Below are 22,932 nucleotides of genomic sequence, written 5' to 3' on the forward strand. Positions count from 1 at the left end.
CAAGATCGCCGGCATCACCGAAGAGATCATGCGCACCGCGCTCGATCAAGCGAAGGAAGGCCGCGCGCACATCCTCGGCGAAATGGCCAAGGCGCTCGACCACACCGAATACGGCTTGATTATCAAGGAAAAGCGACCAGGTACAACCTGCCTTTACCGTGTTGCACCCCGTCGTAATTGGTCTAACCCTATACCACCAAACACGCCAGATAGTACGGGTAGCTCAGACAGACCTATCCGCGATGAAGAAGTTATAGAGGATGTTAATGATACAAATGATGTACGGTTAGGTCTACCAGAGCTAGGGGTTAGGTCTGGTAGACCTAACAGGTTAGGTCTACCAGACCTACTAAGTAAATCCAATAGAAGTAAATCCAATAAAGACTTAGAGCGGTCGGTGGTGAAAAAATTGGAAGAAGAAAGCCAAGCCTCTCCCGAAATCCAAGCAACCCTAGATAGTCGCTTCCTTGTTAACAACCAGAAAGACTCTCCAACTAACGAACAAACCAATTATGAGGGCCAAGGTTCCGCGCCGCGTGATAATGATTCTCAAAGCTGGCAATGCCCCGAACCGAAGTTACGCCGCGAATTCATGAAGTGGCTTTCAGAAACCGCGCCTAGTATCCAGACCGCCCGACACGCCGCTAACTGGTGCAACAAGTACCCACAGGACGCTGATTTAGCCTGGGACGACTTCATCACCTCACGCGATCGCGTCTCTGCCCAAGTTGCGTCCTTTACCGTATGGGAAAGCGATCGTCATGAGATGTTAGTCCGCCAGTACAAATCGGCCTGCGTTTCCGGTGCTGTATTTTTGGACAATTTCACCGCCCAAAACGCTGCCTGGTTGCAATGGGTGCAAGGCAACCATCCCGAATGGCTGGAAGATGTCGCGTAATATTTCCGCAAAACATCGGACTTAATGGAGATTGTTGACAATGACTGAAGAATTGGACTTTTCCGCAACAGGCGATCGCCTACCACCACAGAATATAGAAGCTGAAGAGGCGATACTTGGCGGCATTTTGTTAGACCCAGAAGCTTTTTTGCGAGTGAGCGACAAGTTAGTAGCTGATGCGTTCTATATCAGCACCCACAAAGACATTTACCAAGCCGCGGCTGCGCTGGCTGCCAAGGGTAAGCCAACTGACCTGCTGGCTGTTACCAATTGGCTTTCTGATAATGACTTGCTCACTCGTATCGGTGGCAGAAATAAGCTGGCAAGTTTAGTTGATAGAACTGTCTCTGCGGTCAATATTGACGCTTTGGCTGGCTTGGTTATGGATAAGTACCGCCGCCGCCAGTTAATTAAGGCTGGTAATGAAATTGTGCATCTGGGCTATGAAACCCAAGCCGAACTGCCAGAGGTGCTACAACGCGCCGAGTCAAAGGTCATGGATGTAACTGGCGATGCGTTCGGCGAAACCGAACCCACAGCACTGGATGAAATCATGATTGATGCATATTCCAGGATTGAGGAACGCAGCCAAGCAACAGAGGATAGTAGCAAGCGCGGCTTCCCTACTGGATTCTACGACCTTGATACCCTACTCAACGGCGGCTTTAAACGCGGCAAACTCATTACTATAGCTGCCCGCCCTAGTTGCGGTAAATCATCCTTCCTGGGCAATGTAGCCATGAATATGGCGCACTCTGGCTACCCTTCGGTAATTTTCTCGATGGAAATGGACAAGGAGGAGTGGGGCGATCGCTTCCTGGCTCAGGATGCTGGCATCGAAAGCAGTTTTTTACAATCAGGCAAAGTTAGCGGCAATCAATGGGAGTCTCTTTCTAGAAGCGTGGGGCGTTTGGCTGAACTACCCATTTTTATTGATGACGACCCATACTTAACTGTTACTGCTGTCCGCGCCAAAGTTAAGCGCCTCATCGCCAAGCATGGTCAGTTAGGGATGGTTGGTATTGATTACCTGGGCTTGATTGACGGCATCGATACCAGCAGCAGCAACCTAGCTTTTTCTATTGGTAAAGTTACCCGCGCCCTTAAGCAGCTAGCGCGTGAATGCAGCGTCCCAATTGCGCTTCTGTGTCAGCTTAATAGGGCTGTAGAAGGAAGAACGAACAAACGCCCCACACTTGCAGATTTGCGCGACTCAGGGCGAATTGAGGAGGACAGCGATATTGTTATTACCCTTTACCGGGACGAACTCTACGACCAGCAGTCCGTTGACAGAGGGGTAGCAGAGGTCAGTATAGTTAAGCACCGAGGCGGTGCGACTGGTACGGTGAGATTATTGTTTGATGGGCAATTCACCTTATTTAAGAACCTTGCACGAGGTCGCAACGACAGCCCGCCTAGTCCGCCAACGTTACGAGTCGTGTAAATGCTGAGTTATTGAGAATACGAACAACCCAAATTTCGCATGAGAAGCAAGAAAATAATTGAGAGCATTGATTTGGGTTCCGCGATCGTAGTCAGCCTAAAATGTCTGAGATTAAAAAGCATGGCCAGAGAAACTAAGCAACACTCATATCGGGGAAGATCTGGCGAAGATACTGTTGGCGAAAGTGTTACAAACTCATAAACAAAAGTGTTACAACTAAAAGCCGCAACCATAGATTCGAGGTTTGAGCTTGCGTAATATTTTAAAATACAAACATGTATTACATTCGCCAACAGTATCGGGATCTCGGCTCTATGCCAAGTATACTTACAGTCTTACCGTAATATAGAAACACGATTCTCTACCTTGTCCGGGGTTCAATATTAAAACTCTGTACTTATCCGGGGGTAGTGGTCTTAATGTATATTGACTATTCCCCCCCCTAGTTAGTGCGTTTGGCTGTTTATAAAACAACTTCTTGACTGGATAAAGAACATCAACTTCAACATCGTAAGAATGATTAGGTCCGTAGTGAACGTGATCGCATACGAGGATGATAGGTTCGTGCATAGAGCAGCTATACTTAGAACAATTATTATAGGGATCTTTACTATCTAACTCTTCTAAATATATATACATTTTATTTTCCTCTCTATGCAATTCAATTTACAGTAGTTTCCTCTGCTGTGAGTAACAGGCTAGTTTTATTCTATCTGACTTCTGAACTATGCCTTGAAATAAATTGTGTCCTATTACATTGGAAGGTTCTGTAATATTTGCTCCTTTTATTTTCATTCAACAATATCTTAGCCAGGGGGCTTACTATTAAATATCTGGTACATTATTTTCACGCTTGTTCTCCAAACTGTTTTTCTACTTCCTCGATAGTTTCTAAGACTTGGATGATTGCTTTATCACCACCTAGCTGAAAAATGACAGGACTCAAATCACCAAGGTTTAAAAGAAGTCGGTTGCGGTTGTTGGTGGCTAAAATGTGGAGTCCTTTTTTCCAAAGGTTATAGAGTTTATCAGGTTCTAGATGTTGAGATATAGCGATGATCTTGTCTTTCCAGTCATTATTCTGATTTTTGTTTAAGTCATCATCTACCTCCCCTTTGTCATCAATATTTAAATTACGATCCACTTTCCATTTTTCTTCAGTATTTAAATACGGATAAAGTCCGCAGAAGGCCAAATTCTTATTCTTGTCATTAATTTGCTCTCTTGCTATATTCAGTGCTTTCTTTTTTAGACATTCTGTAGATAATTTTGGAGATATAATTCCCAAGCTTTTAGCTTTCTCTATATCGTCTGTATCGTCTGTAATACAGCTTTCTACTATTTCTAGAACTTCTAATACTTGTTGATCTGAAGATAGGTCAGGTAGCAGTCTCTTTATAGCAAGTGGGTAACAGAATTCGAGTTTAATTTTCTTCACTTCTTCTAATCGCTTTTCTCTAGGAAAAATAGAGGTGTAAAGCAGTTCAATTCTGATCAAATCATGACAGATAAAATTGTTATCGTTATTATCTAAGTTACTATTTTTTATTTCATTGATAACATTCTGTTTCTGCTCTTCACGCAAATATGGAAAAAGACTACTTTTAACCCAGATTTGCAACCAGTTCTCCTTCGGAATCGTTTCCGCTTCATCCCATGCCTCTTGTATTAGACCTACTTGCGCCAAATATGGAGATAATATTACAAGTGCTTCTGCTTTATCATTCTCACACTTAATTGATTTAGTCGCCTCAAAAATATTTTGGATAAGGTTTGGTGGCTTTTTGAAATCGTGTTGTAAAAACTTGCATAGCGTTAAGGTTTGAACATCCTGATCATCCTGGTCATTTTGATCATCCTGATATTTGATTCTTTTCCTTGCGTCTAAAATTTTCTCGAGCTGCTCTTTGGATGCTTCTCGAAACAGCACATCGAAAATCGGATATTGATGTTCTTTTATTTCAATTTTTAGTATGTTTTTATAAATATTTTCTATTTTTAAATGCTTTAGCAAAAGGGGAATTAATTTTGCTAAGACCATATCTAGCATCTCATATAACTCTACTGCTTGGCAATTCTGGAGAACTTCTAATAAATAATTTTGTAAATCGTTTCTAAATTTGTCAGGAGCTAGTAGTTCAGGAGCTAGTATACTTAGAGCTTTAAGCAAGTTATTGTTAAGCAGACTATTTCGTATTGGTAGCAGATATTCAGGTGCTAATGGATTATTGTTTAGATAATAAGCAATCCAAGCCAACGCTCTGGCTCGGTACTTTTCATCAGCATTTGTTCTTACCTCTTCCAAAATTTGGGGAAGTTCTGTGTCAGGTAAATCTGAAGCTAATGCAACCAGAACATAAATTGGGTAATGTACCTTTTTAATCTCTTTAGCTTTATCCTTAAATTCTATGAGCAAATGTTTATTTTTCTCTTTATCTTTAGATAATAGTATAAGTACCTGATATATAGACTTGCTTTTCCAATGTTCCTCTTTTTCTTTATCCTCAGTCTCTATTGCTGATGTTTCTTTGAGAGTACGTGGTAGAAACTCTTCCCATTTAGTTCCTAACTTTCTCAAAGTATGGAATTGAAAATCAGCTTTATTACTATACTTTCTCAAAGTATGGAATTGAAAATCAGTCTTATTATTAGGACTATTTTGTTTTACCCACTCCCAAGCTTCTTTTTTTATCTCATCTGGTAATTTGGATGGTAGTGTACCCCATGCTATATATGTATAGTACACATTTCCAATAGACCGGATTGCTATTAGTGCCTCTTGTTGTAAGTTTTCTTGATGATGTGCTAACGCACATAGAAGAAGAGCCTTATGAAATTTATCAGCAGTTGTTTTAACTATCTCACGAATTTTTTCCCCATAGCCTTGTGGTAAGGATTCTAAGGAACGTACTAGTGTTGCTAAAGTCTCTGGATTTTGTTGAGCATAATCCAAACCCTTAGTGTCACTCCATACCTTTTTTTGCACCAATGCCACCAATAGAGTGGCTGGAATACTTTCTGTTATGCTTTTAACAGAGGCTTGCATCAGGGCGTAACGACATTGCAGCCCTAAAATTTTGATCCGATTCTCTGTATCAGACTCATTCCACGCTGCATTCGTCAGTTCCCAAGCACGAGCAACATCAGTTACAAAGTTGGTGGTTTGTCCCAAGCTCGCGCACGCCTCATACCAACCATTAGCTCCTGCTGGGGTTTCCTCTTGTAAAAGTTGATGTATCTGCAAAAGTTGGTTTGCTTGTTGGAAATGCCAAGTTAAATGAGCATGAATATAACCATCAGCAGGTAATGTATGCCATTGCCCTGATTGAGTTTTTTCTTGATAACGGTCTAATAATGCCGAATGAGCAGCGGGTAAACTGAATCCCAGTCCTGGTAGTTTTCCTGGTTCATTAGGGAATTTCTCTCCTCTAAGTAATCCAACAGCTACATCGTGCATTAAGTCATGTAGCCTGTAAGTTGGTTTTTCGTCAAACTGAATTGTTCCCGTTTGCAGTAATGCTTTAGACCGTAATTGACGTAATATTGTCAAAGCTTGTCTAGAATTAACACCCCAAAGCGTTGCCGCCATTGCATGGGTAATAGCTACATCTTCTGGTAAAACTCCAAACCAAGCAAATTGTTGTAATAATTCTGGAGTTAAAGAATTCAAACTGAGATTAAAAGAAGCTACTAGAGAATACTTTTTGCGCTTTTCTTCACTACTACAGTCTACAAATAAGTCAAGTGTATCTAAACGAGCTATTTCTGCTCTTAAATCTTCTAATAATTCTGACCACGTTATTCCATCTGCGATCTGCGCTGCTGCTAATTCTAACGCTAAGGGTAAATAACCAACTGTTTCTGCTAAAAGTTCCGCCTGCTGTTTTTCTGCTGGGGTAAATTGTCTCGGCTGTGGTTGACTTTCTAGAAGCTTTAGCGATTCGCTCTTTGTCATCACATCCAAATCATAGCGACTTGCCCCCAGGATTACAGCCTCTCGTGTGGTTACAAGTACACGACAACCAGCACCACCAACCTGAAAATATTCAACGTGTTCTGGATTCCAAGCGTCATCTACCACCAGCAAGACTTTTTTATCATTAAGTAATGTCTGCAAGTGTCTTTTCGCATCATCTGATTGAATGGGTTTATAGTTATTATCTCCTAAAGCCAGAATCCAACTACTTAATAATGGCAACAAATCGGGTTCTTTACCTAAAGTTGCCCACAAAACCCCATCTGTAAAACAAGCTTTAACATCCCGATCATGGGCTATAGCCGCAGCTAATGTTGATTTACCAATTCCACCTAATCCATAAATGGCACTAACAACTAAAGTTCCTTGACTCTTTGTTTCTTGCCCCAGCAAAACTGCTTTTACTGCTTCATGGGGTAAGGGACGTTCTACAAAATTAGGTGGTAAAGGTGGTGCTTGTTGGGGAGTTGACTTTACCCGTTCCCCTTCGGGCGACTTCGGTCAAATATTAAAAGTACTGCCTCTTTGGTCAATGGTTTGTGTTTGAGCCGCATTAATTGCTTTTTCCAAATTTTGAGTAAAACTGGAAGGATATGATTTCTGAGATTTCTCTACAGCTTCTTTTATCTCTCTCAAGATTTCCGCCAAGTTTGGTGGTGGATTAGTTTCTGCTGCTGTTGCCAATTCTTGTGCAGCAGTAGCCACTTCAGGATTAGCCTTAGCAGCAGATTCTACTTCTACTACAGCTTTGCCATAATCTAGTGGTTGAGATGGCGCTTTCTCAATAGCAACTACAGTATCAGGAGAGTGTTTTTTCAAGGTAACTAAAAACTTACCAACTTTTTCCAATAAAATTTCTGTTCCCTTTTCGGTTGTTTTTTCTAAAACTTTAGTAGCAACTATATTACCAACAGCGATCGCACCAACAGTTAATGGCTCCATCTACACCTCTTAAGCGGCATCATATTTTATTATTAACACATGGTTTTTGTTCTAAATTCCGCAATTAATGAAGAAAATCTTTATTTAGCTTATTCTTTAGGCTCATAGTTCAAGCTTAATTACACGAAAGGGCTATTATATCGTTCACAACGCTCAAAACATAAGCCTGATAAAGCTTTTACCTTGTTTATGTTTTTCACAACGATACCAAGAAGTTCTCGGTTTTGACGATGCCTGTATCTGTTTAAAGGGCAGCAGAAGCATCACCTAACACTTTACAGTGAAAGTTTGTCGCTATCTGGTACAGTATCCCTCACCAATCTAGAACTAGTGGCTTACTTTAATTACGTCATTAAACAAGTCGTCCTTATCTTTAAACAGCGATGCCAAAACTGGGTATTGAGCATCATTGTTGTTGTTGTTTTATTAAAATCTTTAGAACGACATAAGGGCTATTTCGTGGAATAAACGGCGAAGATGATTGATTTCACGTTGTTAGAATTTCGTTGAATCTGCAATTAAGCGTGCTTCTACCTCTGCAATGAGAAATGAGCAGAGGTAGAAATTTGCTCTCTTATGCTTGAGACAAGTCTATTAACTTGCGCCCGCTTCGGGTGAGCTACAGCCTAAGCATCCTCGCTCTTCATAAATTGAACAAACCTTCGATACCCCACGATTTATAGTGTTGCCAAGACAGATACCCCAACTCATGTTTGTTCAATTTATTTTTGCTTAACCCCTAAGTCAGGACTATGACGACTTAAGCATTTTGATCAACTCAGCACGCTGCTGGTCACTCAAACACTGAATAGACTGAAAAATCCCTTGTAAATCAGCCACATTCGTCATCACTACCTCATCATCATTACCAGCATCAGCAAACAATAACTCATCAATCGCCTCCTTAATTAACCGCCGCTTCTCGGACGGAGTACAGCGTTCATACATCGAACGCAGCGTCTCCACCGTAGAACCCATTGCATCAGCCAAAGACCGTAACTGTGCATCCGACAGCCCCACTTGGAAACCCCAAGTCGCCCAAATATAGCGCATCGTATGCGGCGTTACTCTCTTGCCAATCAGCGAATGTGCCTGATAGGCAAAAAAGTTAGCAAACGTGCTATCCGTATAACATTTGCCCACATCAGGCACAATAAAGAAATATCCCCAAGACCACATCTGCGACTTAGAATTTGGGAGCAGACAACAAGTATCTAGCGGGGTAAACTCAGCTCGCCCCGCCGTCACCCAACGTCCCCGGACTCCTTGTAACCCTTTTTCCCACCAACTATAAGTTTGGGAATTTTTATAATTACCAGGCAGCCACCAACCATAGAGATAGCGTTCAATATACTCATAAACACAACTACCATCCCCAAACTGGTGATTGGGAATTTGGAATGACTTGTGACCATGAAACTTGCGAGTCTTATAATCTTGGATATCCTTGACCCACACCCCATCCTGGTAGTACTTACCCTCATAAGTATAAGTTTTGTAGATATAGTTATCCTCCAGCGTGCCATCAGCACGTTTATCCCGCACCGCCGGAGGTGGTAAAGGATGATACAAACCATTAGCCGGCACATCAGCCGGTCGCGTCACCGGACAACACAGTGCCACCTTCAAATTCCTCGGCTCTTGTTGGCGACGAGCCGGACTTAACCCCAAATCAACCCAAGCTAAAAACTCCTGATGACTAATAGCTATCTGCTGTGGCGAACGAAAATTGCCCTGATTGTTGCGAGGTCGGCAGTACAATCGCAACGGCTCAACTACAGTTGACTGCACCACAGAGAGTGCAGATTTCCCGAATGGCACATCAGGCCATTTTTGCGATTGGTCAGCAACATAATGGCGATTGCGAGACCATTCCTTCGCCGCATCAGCTTCTCGCTTTAAAAGATTATTCACCAGCTTAAATAAGGGAATGTTGTCATAATCTGACTTATCCTCCACCAAATCACGGTAGATGAACTTACCGAGGATCAGAATCGATAACAGCTTGAGATGACGAGTTCTCGGACTCGTGGAATGCATCACAGACTGTAAGAAATTGAAATAATCGCAAATCCACGTTTCTAAGTAAGCCTTGTGAGTCTTCCACAGCTTTTGCTGTTGTTTGGGAGTCAACTGTTCTACCTCTTCCTCTGTCACCAAAGGAAAAATTAATGACAGCGACAGTTCATTCTTCTCCATAAGAGCATAGTGAGAGCGGTATTTGGAAAACCAACCCAGAAACAGTGTGACATTCTTCAAGTGTCCCTGAGCCGTTGATTCTTTCACCCCTTCAATCACTCGTCCCTGCCAATTAGCAAGGATCATGAATTGATAGAATCGATTCAATTCGGCTTGCAATTGCGGTGGAGTTTGCTTTGGTTGCAGGCGATAACGCAGTGATTTACCCTTACCCGGCATCAAAGGCGTATTGGACATATCCCCATACTTGTTCACCCTGGGTGGACAACACTGAGCGCGAAACTTTTCTCTTTGCCGCAAGTTACCCGGCCACCAACTTTCAAGTTCCGCCCAAGTTATCCACTGATTAATTCTGGCGCCATAAGTATTACGACTAGCCGCAGACACGTTCAATTTGTCAAAAGCTTTCTGAATTGCTGTTCTTACCTGAGGCAATAAACGTATAGGCAATGATTCCATGTAAGCTTTAGCAGCCTGCGTTTCTGCCAGAGTCATCTTGTTTTGTGGATACTGGCGTTGAAAACCAAATTCAGTTAGCAAATATCTGAAGATAGCAGAATTGGTTTCATTGAGGATTCTCTGCAATTGTTGAGAAGAATAAATGGGTGGTAAACCAGCACAATAAAGTTGATAAGCTGACCATAAATTCTGAGGATTATTAGACATAATAAATAACTTCCGGGAGATGTTTTTCAATCAAACGATTTATTAAGTCTTCTATAAGACTTAAGATGTGATAGATTAGGCAATACAGAACAATTGAATTTTTGACAGATTTATTAATCATTGGTGTTACTAGTACGGATTCATCTCCAACCCTTTTGGGGAGAAGCCAAATCTTCAATAAGACCTGAACATCTTGCTACTCAAAGATGATGGGTAGTTTTTCATCAATCAATCTCAATAAATAAGTTGATGAAACTAAATAAATAACTGGTCTTAAATAAATCCTGAACATGGTTGGTCATTAGTTTATTGATGAATGAGTGGGGGTTAAAATTGACAGTTTTTTCAAGTCAGTAAGCAAATTAGCTTTTATGTATTAGCTAGAGCTATCAATATCTACTAATTTGATTGTTCCGCGTCCAATACGTTCAATCATTTCACTGCGAGAAATTGCCCGTTGTTGGCTTAGCTCATCTAATCCAGCTAAAGCAGTTGGAGTAATACCAATTGAGACACATTTTTTGATTTCTGAATAATGTTCTGGTTGTCCGCGCCTTGATTTTAAGCCCTTACGAATAGGCTTTCTCTGATGCTCTTTTCTAGAGTCTTTGTTGGCTTTAACTTTCTTGAAATTAGGGTGACGGATATTAGTCATAAGGCAATAGCTCCAGTGTGAATTAAATTGTTTACAGTTCCATCGTTAAAAAACAATAGGTAACTGTAAAGCCCCAAATCAGGAGTAATAAAACAATCAGCCAATCCAAATCTGGTTTACATATTTAGTAATTGGCTACCACAACCTGCTGTTGAAATTGCTAGTTAAGCAATCTAAGTGGCAGGAAAGCAATAAAAAATCAGGCTGTTAATCAGCCTGATTGAAAAATACATGAAAGTAATAAGCACGAAGAAGTTTGTCGGAATCGGTTAAGAAATATTAAGCCCACTGCCAATGTATGTAGCCTAATATGTCTACAGCTCCTTTAACACGTTGCCGTTTTCTTGTTCTGCGCGTTTGATGAGGTTGTTCGCCCACTGAGATTTCTTGTGCTTTGTAGGGTTGTCCTGCCTGCCAATATAAATCGTCAATATAAGCTGTTTTGGCTAGTTTTAATGTTTTTATATATTGCTCCCAAGGCTTTTCAAGTTCCCAATGTAGTGGTCGCAATGCCAAAATGAAATCACCGTAGCACTGATAGTTTTTAAGAAACTTCAGGTATTCCTGCTCCTCTTGTTTATACGTTATCTGCTCTTGCTTGTTTTTCTGCTTTTTGGTTGGCTCCATCCAAGGGTTTTGTTCTAATAAACGAATGCGTTTCCTCAAGAAATCCTCTTGTTCCTCGATAGACAACCACTTCGTTTCTGGAGAAACTGGTTCTAGAGAAGCAGGCCCTAAATTCCAACTGTCGAGGAAAGCTTGTTTTTTAATTGAGAGAAACAACTCAAATGGATTCTTGTTAGATGGAGAGACGATATTGGCTGTATCAACCCTTTGTCGAATATAATCTTCTCCCTCCTTGATGAGATGATACTCTGCTAAGTCAACGTTGGCGATCTGATCCAGATTGCGGATGCTAGTTTCTGGTAGATATTTCGAGAAGAGTCCGCGCTTTCTTAGGGGATTAGGAATTACACCCAAAAGTTTATGAGCAAATAGAATGCCTCTAGCTTGATAAAAGTAATGGTTAGTTTTCAACCAGTAGCCTTGATTCTCGTTTTTAGGTTTGACTTGTGCTTGCATTGGGATTTCACCAATCGCTTTAGCAATGCTAAAAAATTCCTTTCCTTTAGGCGTATCTGGAATGTAAATTTCAACAAAGGGAATAAAACGTCTTTCAATCCGCAGTAGCTCATCTTCTTTTTTAGCATCGAGCATCCATGCATCCAAGCTTGGCTTAACAACAGATGATCGTCGACGCAGTTCTTCTGGAGTTTTAAATAGATATATAGGAGTTAAGATAAGCGGCAACTCTTGTAAGGCTTTTGGTCTCTGGAACGTCGACTCTGCCCACTCACGAATTTCTTCCTCAGTCATGTTATTGATAATATTGTTCGGTGAACTGTCAAGGCACATAAAATCCTCATTAAATGAAACCAATAATTATAGTTGCTATCGGTTATGGCTTCTAAACTTCTGCACCTTCAAAAACAACAGCATCGACAGGAGAAAGATTTGAGTCTTTAAAAGCTGTTTGCGTAGTAGAAATGTATTTTTTAAAGTACTGTGATGTTGGCTATTTTTTTTCAAATTAATTTTTGCAAGGGTCTCTTAGAATTCAAGACTTTTGTTACGGAGCTTCAGAGGTGTTTTCAGTATCAAAGTGAAAATCAACAAAAAAATCGAGAGGTTTTTTGTAAATCACAGCAAAATCTGTAAGTTCAACTATATCTACTCTTCTTTCGCCCGATTCACAACGTGAAATGAAAGATTGCGGCTGGTTCAGCTTTTTAGCCACTTCTACCTGTGTCAAATTAGCTTCTTCCCGAGCTTGGCGTAGTCGCTTGAGAAAAGCTTGATTGATACCTGAGTGAGTAAATTGAACCTCCCATGAACGGAGGCTACAGTAGCTGCTACAATATGCAAAAACCGCAGATTTGTCTAATTGTCTAATATTCTCCTCACCAGTATTTATGCAATACAGTCAATCTCTAGAAAAAAATCTGCTGCAATTTGAGTACACAAGTACTCAAACAGCCTTGGTGGTACGTGGTCTTGTAGATGAGATTAAAGTCAACTTATATTCGGCCATACTTGGTTACTATCACAGTGGGCGGCTGCTATGGGAAATTCGAAAACATTTAGGCTATGGCCAATTTACAAAATGGCTCAATACTTCTGAGTGGGAATATTCATCTGCTACTGCATATAAATGTCTGCTTGTTTATAAGCGTTCGCGGGAATTGGGGATAAAAACTGAATGGTTTGGTACGCAGTTGATTATTTCCTTATCACAACTTGTAGAGATACTGCCACGTAAAAAAGAACGCATCATAGTGCAATTAGTGGAAATTCTCAAAGCGGGGAAAAAAGTTGATAAAGAAGTGATTTCCTCAATCACCTCAGCGACACAACCTCGACTTAAACCTGTTGACACAGCTACTAATCAAAAGGCTGTGTTCAGTTCAAATGAGCCGAATCATCAGTGGTCAGGTTTACGCTTCCGCTCAAATCCTGAGGTGGAAATTGCAAAAGCACTTGAGCAATATCCGGATGTCGCTTTCTTTCCCAATTGCAAAGGTAGGCTTAACACTCCCAACGGAAAACGTAATTTAGAACCTGACTTTTTAATTTTTTATCAGGGTAAGGCTGGGATTCTGGAAGTGGATGGCCCTTTTCATACCTCAGAACGGCGAGTTGAAGAACAAGAACGGGAACGCTATTTCCGTAATCATGGAATCCGAGTAGTTGAGCGATTCGATGCTAAAAGATGTCAGCAAGAACCAGAACTAGTAGTTCAGGAATTTTTACAAATGATGGAAAAGATGTATTAACTTCAACTGACTGCCAATTCAGGTGTAGTGAACTAGGTTAGCCGCGACTGCACAGGGGGCTTGCCCCCTGTGGCTCTTCAAATGATTGTCATTAACTACCTCGATTATGGAATCTGTAATCTAAATAATGTGGTATTAATACAGACAACACTGCTTGAAGAGGTAGTACATGGAGCCATTAACTGCTGGTGCGATCGCACTTATCCCGCCCCCTATATCTACCCCTACTTAGAAGCTGCATCAGATTAGATTCCCGGCTTAGGAAAAAAGGGAAGAGACATTACTCCAGAAGGTTTGGTGAGTTTTATGCAGTTCGCATTTAGTGCCAGCGTACTTCAGCACTGCGTACATCGTTATTATTTTCAATCGTTACGCTAGCATAATTATTACAGAATTCTTCAATGTAAGATTTAATTCCTATTGCAGTCTTAGCAGCTTTCTGATCGGTCGGTAAGTGATACACTAAAGCTTTTGTCATTAAAATAATGCATTTAGCCATTGCTCTTGATACAGCCACATTTGTACGCTCAAGTTGAAGTAAAAACTGCTCTTCTCCTGCAATGATATCAGTATCACCTACCCCAAAAGACACTATAACTGTTTGGCGTTGTCCGCCTTGAAATCGTTCAACAGTATCAACCGCTTCAAATATAAGATTTGGTGCTGCTTCACGAAAAAGTTTTTGTAGTTCTTTTATCACCAGAGCTTTTTGTGCTTTGTGTGGTGTTACGATACCGATTCCAAACTTAAAGAACTCTTCATCACTAAACGACGTAAATGTGGTCTCATCATGACCCTCAAAAAGCTCTTTTGCAACGGTGTAACGCAAACAATATGCAAGTCCAGCAACTATTTTAGCTTCCAGCTCGTTTGCCTGGGACGAAATTGTATCTTCATGAATAAAAGCAGTTACGGTTCGCGTTGGAGAAAGCAATTCTTTATATGCTGTTGTTTTTGGCAGGTTTTCTGGTAGTCCTGCAATTACTGCATCTAAATCAGAAATTTGTTTAATCTGTTTTATCGGATTATAAGCTTGAAGCTTTGGTGGATACCCAAGAGTTTTTGCATAATCGACCAGATCCTGGTTGGATCTGTAATTAACTAAAAGCTCTTGTGTTGGGAGCATAAATCTTTTTAAAAGATAGGTTTGAATGCTTCCAACTAAATACTCAGCATTTTTAGGAGGCTCAAGGCTAAAAATTGGTGGCATCTGTAGATGATCGCCAGCTACAATAAGCTGTCCATTTTCTTTTAGCGTAGAAATAGGACGCATAGCAAGAGTAACAGGAACTTGTGAGCTTTCGTCAATCACAATAAAATCAAATATTTCTTGAATAGGAGATGCACTCTCTTGAGAATAAATAAATTTAGAAATTTTTTGTGCTACGTGAGCTGTAGTTGCAGTAATTGTAACCTTTGCAAGGTTAGTAAGGCTTGCGCGTAAAGCCTTACTGTCATTATCTGGTTCTTTATAGTTTAATCGAATGGATTTAGCATCAAGATGAGGATTTATACTATCATGAAGGGTCTTAGGTTCACGACTCTGCGAATAAACTATGAAGACATCAGCAATGCAACGCGCGTCATTATTAAGGTTATTGAGAAGTCGAAAAACAAGTTCTTCAACTGCACGATAGTTTGGCCCAGTAATAAGAATTTTTCGACTTTTTTGTGATGACTGAGACTCAAACACTAATGCATGTAGTAATGCAACCAGTGTATCGGTTTTTCCTGTACCTGGTGGGCCCCAAATAACTGACAGTTGATTTTTTGCACAAGCGCGAATAGCGTCTTGTTGGCTGGCATTCAAGGGATATTTATTTGCTGAAGCTGCAAAGTCTACAATTACCTGTGTGTGAGCATCATCTCGGATTGGCTGTGATATTAATATATTTGCTTCCCAAAAAACGCGTGCGATCGGTGTAATTGGATCAGTCCCTAATGAGACTTTAGCTCCTGATTTTCCCATAGCTGCCAAAGCTTCAGGAGCCGCCTGAGCGCAAGCCGGATCACCAACTGCACGAAGAATCTTTTCTGTAATATCAGAATCATCATAAGGAAGCCCCTCAAGCAAATAGAGTGGCTCATCATCTATTGGGAGATAATCACCCTCAAAAACTTCATTAAATATTGGCTCAATCCAACTACTTCGAGGGCGAAACGCTATAGTTGCTTTTCTGTTCACACGATCAAAGCTTTCAAGTGTGACGGCAATGACTTTGTGCATTGGCGTACTGAGCTTAGCAAAATCTATTTCAGGAAGATTTATGGATATTCCAAGACTTCTTCCCGTTTCCTGGGGGAATCCTGGATTACTTATGATGCCTACTACATAGAAGCTGCCACCTTCCTCTAACTTGGCTTCTGTGGATTCATCACTGACTTCAAATTCGTATCTGTTATTACCCCCCAATTGGGATATAAGCTTTGTAAGTACAATTGCTTTGTATGAAGCTTCCAAGGATTCGCCTTTGGTAATTAATTCTGCTTTCTTATTGGTTTCTGCTGTTGCGACAGATACTTGATCCCATTTAATCCACAACTGTGAATCTTTTGCTACCTTTCTTGCTCCCTGGAGTACTGACAAGCTTAACTGTGGAGCTTTGCCTTTAAGACCAGTTTTCAGATCAACACGCAACTGAGCAGTGATGCTACCAAGTGCCCAGGCTTGAGCTTTAAGGATACTTCCATATTTCTGAATTGCTTCAACAATGCTTGCCGGCCTTCCATACATTGTTACCGTGCCGGTAGTACACTTCCATATTTCAAAGATACGCTCACGCGGAATTCCATCCCCAAGTGGTTCTCGATAGTACTTATCAACTTGTCTTGGAGTAAGTCTAGGGTAGTGGTACTTTTCTACCACTCCTAAAAGTGTGTTAGAAAACTTGACTGGTAAACATACAACAGCATTAACAATATCCCTAATAAATACAATTCCAGGCACTAAATGTTCGCTTTGTTCCATTAAGTCTTCAGATGGAAAAATCCATGCTAATGCCTTTTGGGTATTAGCTCTTAGACTAAGTACTTTTAGAAGATGCCGTCCAAAGGCATTGCATAATTCTTCATATTGCCGAATTTCCCAAAAACAAATTTGAGTCCTGACGTTACCCCAATCTTTGTTATTGAATTCGGATTGAGCTTCTGTAGTCCATGAAGCTAATTTCTCAATAAATGACTGTAGAACTACCCATTCAGCTTGTTCATTATCTTTAGGTACGACAAAAGCCTCTTCACCGAGTAAACGTTCGTTACGTTCTGAACCATCTGGAAATATGAACTTCTGCTCAAAAGGTGCAAAAAGGATAGCACGGATGGCAATCCCAGTTAGCAATCCAGATCCGGCGTCAAAGTTTACGATAATGTCATATTCAGCATTAAACTCTTTTGCCATGCCGCTAATCCGTGCTGTCCTATCGACAGTAGTGTTTCCGGTGCTTAATGCCGTGGCTCGCTCACCAATCTGCGATTTGTCACGTTTAAGGAGAGTGTGCTTCTTTAGAATGGGATCTGTTCCTAATATCCCGGCTAGATGTGAAATTTGAGTACGTCCTCCATTAATTAAAATCTGGGAAGCACCCTTGCTCAATCCTGACATTTTGCATAGATGATCTGCTGCATCAGCAGAATAAAAACAATAATGATCTGGATTGTTCTTGTAATGCTGTAACTCGTCATTTGAGAGCCAGTCGGTGTTTCCAAGCCAATCGCATGAATTGCAACGTGAATTTACATGGTAACTAACAGCGTTCCATCCATGAGCATCACCCTTTGAAACAACGCGTGGTATATCTTCTTTGAAGAACTTTCGTACACTCGGCATGTAAATGAGATAATCAACAATGCCTTCTTCTAAATCTTCCACAAGTGCACCAATTCGCTTCTTCGCAGAAGTGCTAGCCTTTAATGTAAGCGCTCGCTGAAACCTTGGCATCTCCAGATGCTTCCATAGATACAAACGATCACATACAAAATACTTCTCTTTAAGTCCTGTAGTGTCACCTGCTAGCCAGTTGGCAAGGAAAAAAGCGTAAAGACAAACTTCAGCCGCATAACTGGCATTCGCTTCTGTAACGTTTTTTAGGTCAATAACACTGATTGCCAGACGTGATTCTCCGTCTTCTACTCGATGGCGAGAACCATTCACAAGAATCTCGTAATCTCCAGGCTTTGCTTTTTGAATAAGAAGTACATCTGGTCTCAAACCTGCCATTTTTGGAATGTAATCTTGCTCTTGGAGCGTTAACCCAAGGTTGTTTAAGGCAAACTCTCTAAACACTTCAGGCTCAATTTGAGGTTGAAGTACTAGTGAAGGCACAGGTGCGTTAGTAAGTGCCTTTATTGGATCAATGTCAGCATATCCAGGCTCAAATATAACGTGTCCTGGTAAAGTCCGGATAAGTTCATCAAACTGCTCCCGTTCAAATTCCCTTCCAGATGTTGTAATAATCTGAACACCAGGTCTAGACTTAAGGGGTACAGGTATTCCTGATGCCTTAAGGATATCAGCATTCCCTTTAAACAATGATAAGTAAAGCTCTCTGTCACACTGCGTACGCAGAAACATTGAGAGTTTGCTTTTAGAAAGGATTCGAGGGGGGCAGGTTGAAGTCATTCAACTTTCTTCCGAGATTTTAGCTAAATCAATACAAAATAACATATATAAAAAAAAACAGCCTTAAGGAGTTAAAGGACGAATATTCAAGGTTTAGCAGAAGCAGGCTGTTCGCTAGAACACTAGTTTTTTAAGTTTCCGCAATTTAAAAACAGCTATTATTACTGCCCTTGGTTATTGCCCAAAACGTTTTGGGCAATTTTTCTTGGAGCTAAGTTCCAAGTTGAAAACAAAACATAACTATCAAATTCGTTAGGTTAATGCTCACTAAAGATGCCGTTCACTCTGACTTATAATTTGTCTGTTCAAAATTATTTTCATCTGTAACTAAGGCTTCCAGCTTTTTCAATAGTGTCTGCACTTGTTTCCATTTTTTGGGATTTTCCCAAACTTTTGACTGAGTAATGCGACGGGTAACGGTTTGAATTGTGGCTTGTGGCGACTCTTTTTCTATTGGAGGTTGCAGTGCTTTAACTCGTTCTCGAATTTCAGTAACAGACAAATCGGCGGCTACCGCTTCTTCTAACAATAATTGTCTCTGTTGTTGGTCTTTAAGTCTAGCAATCAGTTGAGCTTTTGTGTAAGCAATTCTCCCGGCTCGGAGTGCTGATAAAATCTCTACTGGCAACTTCAGCAGTGGCAGACGACTAGAGACAAAAGATTCCCAACTAAGCTTTCCTAATTCCTCAAAAACTGCCATTATTGCCTGTCCTTGTTCATTGCCCAAAACGTTTTGGGCAACTTTTCCTTTGGCTTCATGTTGCATCCGGTAAAGTAGATTAGGGACATCGGTTATTGGCAGAGAAAGCCGGATAGCCAGCAGTTGCAGTATGCCTTCTGTCTCTTCTACTGGATTGAGGTCTTCGCGTAGCAGGTTTTCTACCAGAGCAAGTTGCAATGCTTGTTCAGATGTGAGTTCACGAATAGTAACAGGAACTTCCTTGAGTCCAGCCGCGATAGCTGCTCGGTAGCGTCTTTCCCCTGCTACCAACTCGTACTGATTTTCTTGGTTAGGGAGGGGACGAACAAGTAAGTTCTCTAAAATGCCATGAATTTTGATAGATTGAATTAGCTGCTCGGTCTTAACTGGGTCGAAGTAACGACGAGGTTGACTCTCAGGTAGAGAGATAGAGTCAATTGGTAACATAGAAGGCTCCGTTGAGGGCAATTCCTCACCCATCAACACACTGATGTCAGCCTTGGCTTTGTAGGGTTGCTCTGTTTTGCGGGGTCGAACCATTATAATTGCTCCATTTTTTCTACTATTTTGTTTAATACTTTGAGAACTGGGTGCTTGGGTTCGTAGACAGCTAAGGGTACTTGTTGTTCAGAAGCATCTACAAAAGCTGTAGCCCTGGGAATTGGATCGTAAACGGGGGCAATGTCTGAGAATTGTTCTGAAATAGCTTTGAGGGTACGTTGGTCTTGGGAGTTAGAAGCGGCATAGCGAGAAGGAATGAACCCAGCTATTTTTAAGTTGCGGTTTCCTCTTTTTTTAACTTGGGCTATAGTTTGCAACAGTAGATTTGTTCCCTGAAAAGCTTTGTAGTGGGTTTCAATAGGAATGAGCAGGTGACTGGCAGCGACAAGGCTGCTATAACTTAACAGCCCTAAACTGGGTGGGCAGTCGATGAGGATAAAATCATAGTCATTGCGAATTGGCTCAATAGCCTCTTTCAACCGGACTTCACGAAAATCCATGTTAACAAGTTGAATTTCAGCGACGCTGAGGTTGATATTAGTAGGAGCTATATCCATACCATGCTGTTTTGACTGGATGAATAGTGGTTCTTCATTTATAAGCGCATCAAAAGGAGTTTTGTCTAATTTTTCTGGGTCAAGACCCATAAAAGAAGTTAGGGAAGCCTGGGGGTCGAGGTCAATGAGAAGAACTTTGTGACCCCGTAAAAGTACTTGATAGCCCAGGTTCATGGTCAGGGTCGTTTTACCAACCCCTCCTGCTTGATTGAAGAATGCGATGACCCGACTCATTTAATTACTGGTACTCTGCATCTAGTTTGATTGCCAGCATAACCTAAATGAGTTAAATTATCGCTTGCTTACTCCCAATTAGATAGTTGTTATCAATAATTAATAAATTCAATTAAGGTAAAAATCGGACAATCAAAGCATTAATTTTCTTAAGATTGAATAGAATCGCGGTCTATTTGGCTGGCTACTTGAGGCAGAAATAAATCGAGAAACTCAACAAAAAAAGTAGATAGTAATTCTTTAAAGAGGCGATCGTGGTCAATCATACTCTTTACCTTCTGTCTTCATAAGAGCAACCCCTCCAAAGCATCCATATTCTGTTGAATCTCATCTTTTTAATCTGCTGTAAATAATTTCTGCATCCATGTTTTCGGCTTTACTCCGTTCGCTCTACCCAAATTTTTAGGCAGTTTTTACTGAGTTTGAAGTTAAGCGTTCGCAAATTTCACGAGATCTATTACTTACCCTTTCATAAGCTGCACAAGTGAATCGTAGAGGGCAGGCTAATTCAGGTTCTTCTTCGTACATATGACGGAAGATGCAAAGTCCTGAATCCTGAGTTACAGGTTCAGTGACTATGATAGCTCTGCCCATAAATCTTCCTCTATGGATTCCACACATCTCCACAACTTCTCGTGGCTCAAGTTGCTCAAGCCAAAACTTGCAAATTGCATTTAGCAAACTATTGACATGTTCTATGTGAGTATTTATCCATTCGATAATGTCATCAATAATAAATGCCTTTGTTCCCGTACCAAGCCCAACGTGCATGTACGAAATTTTTCCATCTTTTTCTACTGAGCAAGTACCTACCCTGCCATGCGTTAACTCAGTGCGTATACGCCGAAGATTTAAAAACCAATCTTCGTAAGCAAGTTTTAATAGAGTACAAATTTCAGGCGGGAAACCATTGCCGTACTTGCCCTCCGCTGCACACTTGAAAAGTCGCTCGGGAGATTTCCTCTGTATACCTTGTATACCTTCATAAATTCCGTAGATAGTGCTACGTAAACCATCAAGGCAAGCATAAAGTTCACATACCAAAGTCTCTAGTAGTGCCGTAAACTCATGAGCTTTAGCCATGTTTGAGTAACCTTGTTTGTCAAGCTGGCTACGCTCCTCTATGAGTTCAGGAAACAGTTGAGTAGCTCTCCTAGCAACAGTCTCAAGCTTATTACGATGCCCACTAATAGCTTGCAAACCATTTGATAACATTGGCTTTGCTGGGAAAGGTGGCCCGTGCCACTTAACAAATCGATCAACATAGTCCCATTGTTCAGGCATATACATGAAGACAGTTGGCAGTTTCTCTGGAGGCATATCGAGAGCAACTAAATCTAGAACATGTGTATTAGGCTAAGGTAACTTATAAAATATCAGACTGACAAGGCTGAAAAGTTGATCCTACGGTCATGAATGTGCTGGCTGACCGCGTTGCGGATAAAGTGAGGCGAAGTCGGTATTGAGCCGAGATTTGAGTAATTTTCTGCAAGATGGTCTGGAAACCCTTGTCCTGTCTAGTTTTGATAATTTGTTACTTTCGAGTCAAAAAAGCCGTTATTTACAACGTAAAACCAAGCCTTTTCAGGTCATCTTGCAGGTTTTTGGTCATATCTCGGCTCAATGCCAAATTGAAGATTTTCCCAGAACTAATAATGACTTAGAACACGCTTTTGGTATGCTACGTCATCATCAACGTCGTTGTACTGGTCGTAAGGTTGCCCCCTTATCCCTCGTTATTCGTGGTTCTGTCAAACTTGCTTGTGCGTTCGGCTTTGCCGTTGCCGAAGGCATCGCTACTAAACTTCATTCTTTTACCGCATCTGATTTAGCTCAAGTTGATATTCATACTTGGCTTGAATTACGCTCTCAATTGCAAAAACACCACGCATTGCCAGAATTGAACAGTATCGATTTCGCCGAGACCCCAAGGCTTACTTAGCTAATCTAGAGAGTCGTCTTCTCTAGTAAGTTTTGCCACACTAGAAAAAATCTGCCAAGACAACGGGAGCAAGGGCCCCTTAGAATTCAGGACTTTTGTTACGGAGTTTCAGAGGAGTTTTCAGTATCAAAGTGAAAATCAACAAAAAAATCGAGAGGTTTTTTGTAAATCACGGCAAAATCTGTAAGTTCAACTATATCTACTCGTCTTTCGCCCGATTCACAACGCGAAATGAAAGATTGCGGCTGGTTCAGCTTTTTAGCCACTTCTACCTGTGTCAAATTAGCTTCTTCCCGAGCTTGGCGTAGTCGCTTGAGAAAAGCTTGATACCTGAGTGAGTAAATTGAACCTCCCATGAAGGGAGGCTACAGTTCAGTTAAGCATTTCTTCCTTCTCTTTCTTCTCTCTGCGTCCTTGGCGTTCTTAGCGGTTCGTTAAAAAATTTGACTTTGACAAAGAGTTTTAGCCTTGACTGAACCGTATTGGTTCATACCTGAGAAATATTGCTACCTGTCTAAAGTAAGATGTAAGCGCAGAAAGTTTCTCTAAAGTAAATAGTTAAAAGTGAATATTTAAGTAATTGTATTCACGATAGATTCAAAACCAAAAAGGGGTTCAGCCGGGTATCCGATACTGTTGGCAAATGTAATACATATTTGTATTTTAAAGTATTACGTAAGCTCAAACCTTCAATCTGTCGTTGCGGCTTTTAGTTGTAACACTTTTGTTTATGTGTTTGTAACACTTTGTCCAACAGTATCGGATA

15 protein-coding genes and 1 pseudogene are annotated in these 22,932 nt (G+C 40.9%); 5 read left to right on the forward strand and 11 right to left on the reverse strand.

The window, feature by feature from the left end:
- The first annotated feature begins 82 nt into the window (after window positions 1–82).
- Both VF06_RS32945 and dnaB read left to right on the forward strand, forming a co-directional pair.
- Window positions 83–898, forward strand: a complete 816-nt coding sequence (locus VF06_RS32945; RefSeq protein WP_218964543.1) for a hypothetical protein — start codon at window positions 83–85, stop codon at window positions 896–898.
- Window positions 899–938: 40 nt separating this feature from the next.
- Window positions 939–2,342, forward strand: a complete 1,404-nt coding sequence (gene dnaB, locus VF06_RS32950; protein ID WP_099070347.1) for a replicative DNA helicase — start codon at window positions 939–941, stop codon at window positions 2,340–2,342.
- Between the two features lie 847 nt (window positions 2,343–3,189).
- Here the strand turns inward: dnaB and VF06_RS32955 are convergent.
- The 6 genes from VF06_RS32955 to VF06_RS32980 form a co-directional block, all read right to left on the reverse strand.
- A complete protein-coding gene (locus tag VF06_RS32955; RefSeq protein ID WP_099070348.1) occupies window positions 3,190–6,711 on the reverse strand; it encodes an NB-ARC domain-containing protein in 3,522 nt (1,173 codons plus the stop codon).
- A gap of 108 nt (window positions 6,712–6,819) precedes the next feature.
- Entirely contained in the window at window positions 6,820–7,260 is a 441-nt protein-coding gene (locus VF06_RS32960; RefSeq protein ID WP_099070349.1) for a hypothetical protein, read from the reverse strand.
- Window positions 7,261–8,010: 750 nt separating this feature from the next.
- Window positions 8,011–10,125, reverse strand: a complete 2,115-nt coding sequence (locus VF06_RS32965; protein ID WP_099070350.1) for a hypothetical protein — start codon at window positions 10,123–10,125, stop codon at window positions 8,011–8,013.
- Between the two features lie 376 nt (window positions 10,126–10,501).
- Window positions 10,502–10,780 carry a hypothetical protein gene (locus VF06_RS32970; protein ID WP_099070351.1) on the reverse strand — a complete coding sequence of 93 codons (279 nt, stop codon included), beginning with the start codon at window positions 10,778–10,780 and terminating at the stop codon, window positions 10,502–10,504.
- Window positions 10,781–11,059: 279 nt separating this feature from the next.
- Window positions 11,060–12,157 carry a hypothetical protein gene (locus VF06_RS32975; protein ID WP_244918201.1) on the reverse strand — a complete coding sequence of 366 codons (1,098 nt, stop codon included), beginning with the start codon at window positions 12,155–12,157 and terminating at the stop codon, window positions 11,060–11,062.
- 253 nt (window positions 12,158–12,410) lie between these two features.
- Entirely contained in the window at window positions 12,411–12,764 is a 354-nt protein-coding gene (locus VF06_RS32980) for a helix-turn-helix domain-containing protein (RefSeq protein ID WP_306474314.1), read from the reverse strand.
- Here VF06_RS32980 and VF06_RS43120 point away from each other — a divergent pair.
- Together VF06_RS43120 and VF06_RS39815 are read left to right on the forward strand one after the other, a co-directional pair.
- Window positions 12,754–13,614, forward strand: a complete 861-nt coding sequence (locus VF06_RS43120) for a hypothetical protein (RefSeq protein ID WP_099070354.1) — start codon at window positions 12,754–12,756, stop codon at window positions 13,612–13,614. The genes VF06_RS32980 and VF06_RS43120 overlap by 11 nt on opposite strands.
- Window positions 13,615–13,683: 69 nt before the next feature.
- Entirely contained in the window at window positions 13,684–13,863 is a 180-nt protein-coding gene (locus tag VF06_RS39815; RefSeq protein WP_143861811.1) for a hypothetical protein, read from the forward strand.
- Window positions 13,864–13,933: 70 nt separating this feature from the next.
- On the opposite strand, the gene VF06_RS32990 is transcribed toward VF06_RS39815, so the two are convergent.
- The 4 genes from VF06_RS32990 to VF06_RS33005 all read right to left on the reverse strand — a co-directional run bounded on the left by VF06_RS32990 (window position 13,934) and on the right by VF06_RS33005 (window position 21,508).
- Complete coding sequence (locus VF06_RS32990) at window positions 13,934–18,232, reverse strand: AAA domain-containing protein (protein WP_099070355.1); 4,299 nt, start codon at window positions 18,230–18,232, stop codon at window positions 13,934–13,936.
- A 280-nt stretch (window positions 18,233–18,512) separates the two neighbouring features.
- Entirely contained in the window at window positions 18,513–19,472 is a 960-nt protein-coding gene (locus tag VF06_RS32995; protein ID WP_099070356.1) for a ParB/RepB/Spo0J family partition protein, read from the reverse strand.
- Window positions 19,472–20,224, reverse strand: a complete 753-nt coding sequence (locus VF06_RS33000; protein ID WP_099070357.1) for a ParA family protein — start codon at window positions 20,222–20,224, stop codon at window positions 19,472–19,474. Before VF06_RS33000 ends, VF06_RS32995 begins: the two co-directional genes overlap by 1 nt.
- Window positions 20,225–20,626: 402 nt before the next feature.
- Window positions 20,627–21,508, reverse strand: a complete 882-nt coding sequence (locus VF06_RS33005) for a hypothetical protein (protein WP_143861812.1) — start codon at window positions 21,506–21,508, stop codon at window positions 20,627–20,629.
- A gap of 346 nt (window positions 21,509–21,854) precedes the next feature.
- Between VF06_RS33005 and VF06_RS33010 the strand changes: the two are divergent.
- A pseudogene (locus tag VF06_RS33010) lies at window positions 21,855–22,192 on the forward strand (ISNCY family transposase); the annotation flags it as partial.
- Between the two features lie 72 nt (window positions 22,193–22,264).
- Here the strand turns inward: VF06_RS33010 and VF06_RS33015 are convergent.
- Window positions 22,265–22,522 carry a helix-turn-helix domain-containing protein gene (locus VF06_RS33015; RefSeq protein WP_099070359.1) on the reverse strand — a complete coding sequence of 86 codons (258 nt, stop codon included), beginning with the start codon at window positions 22,520–22,522 and terminating at the stop codon, window positions 22,265–22,267.
- Between the last annotated feature and the right edge of the window lie 410 nt (window positions 22,523–22,932).

This window comes from Nostoc linckia z4 (assembly GCF_002608075.1).
GTDB classification, from domain to species: domain Bacteria; phylum Cyanobacteriota; class Cyanobacteriia; order Cyanobacteriales; family Nostocaceae; genus Nostoc; species Nostoc linckia.

Coding starts and splice junctions, on each gene's coding strand:
- VF06_RS32945 (WP_218964543.1), top strand. CDS start 83: ATGGCCAAGGCGCTCGACCACACCGAATACGGCTTGATTATCAAGGAA.
- dnaB (WP_099070347.1), top strand. CDS start 939: ATGACTGAAGAATTGGACTTTTCCGCAACAGGCGATCGCCTACCACCA.
- VF06_RS32960 (WP_099070349.1), bottom strand. CDS start 7,260: ATGGAGCCATTAACTGTTGGTGCGATCGCTGTTGGTAATATAGTTGCT.
- VF06_RS32965 (WP_099070350.1), bottom strand. CDS start 10,125: ATGTCTAATAATCCTCAGAATTTATGGTCAGCTTATCAACTTTATTGT.
- VF06_RS32970 (WP_099070351.1), bottom strand. CDS start 10,780: ATGACTAATATCCGTCACCCTAATTTCAAGAAAGTTAAAGCCAACAAA.
- VF06_RS32975 (WP_244918201.1), bottom strand. CDS start 12,157: ATGACTGAGGAAGAAATTCGTGAGTGGGCAGAGTCGACGTTCCAGAGA.
- VF06_RS43120 (WP_099070354.1), top strand. CDS start 12,754: ATGCAATACAGTCAATCTCTAGAAAAAAATCTGCTGCAATTTGAGTAC.
- VF06_RS32990 (WP_099070355.1), bottom strand. CDS start 18,232: ATGACTTCAACCTGCCCCCCTCGAATCCTTTCTAAAAGCAAACTCTCA.
- VF06_RS32995 (WP_099070356.1), bottom strand. CDS start 19,472: ATGGTTCGACCCCGCAAAACAGAGCAACCCTACAAAGCCAAGGCTGAC.
- VF06_RS33000 (WP_099070357.1), bottom strand. CDS start 20,224: ATGAGTCGGGTCATCGCATTCTTCAATCAAGCAGGAGGGGTTGGTAAA.
- VF06_RS33005 (WP_143861812.1), bottom strand. CDS start 21,508: ATGCCTGAACAATGGGACTATGTTGATCGATTTGTTAAGTGGCACGGG.
- VF06_RS33015 (WP_099070359.1), bottom strand. CDS start 22,522: ATGGGAGGTTCAATTTACTCACTCAGGTATCAAGCTTTTCTCAAGCGA.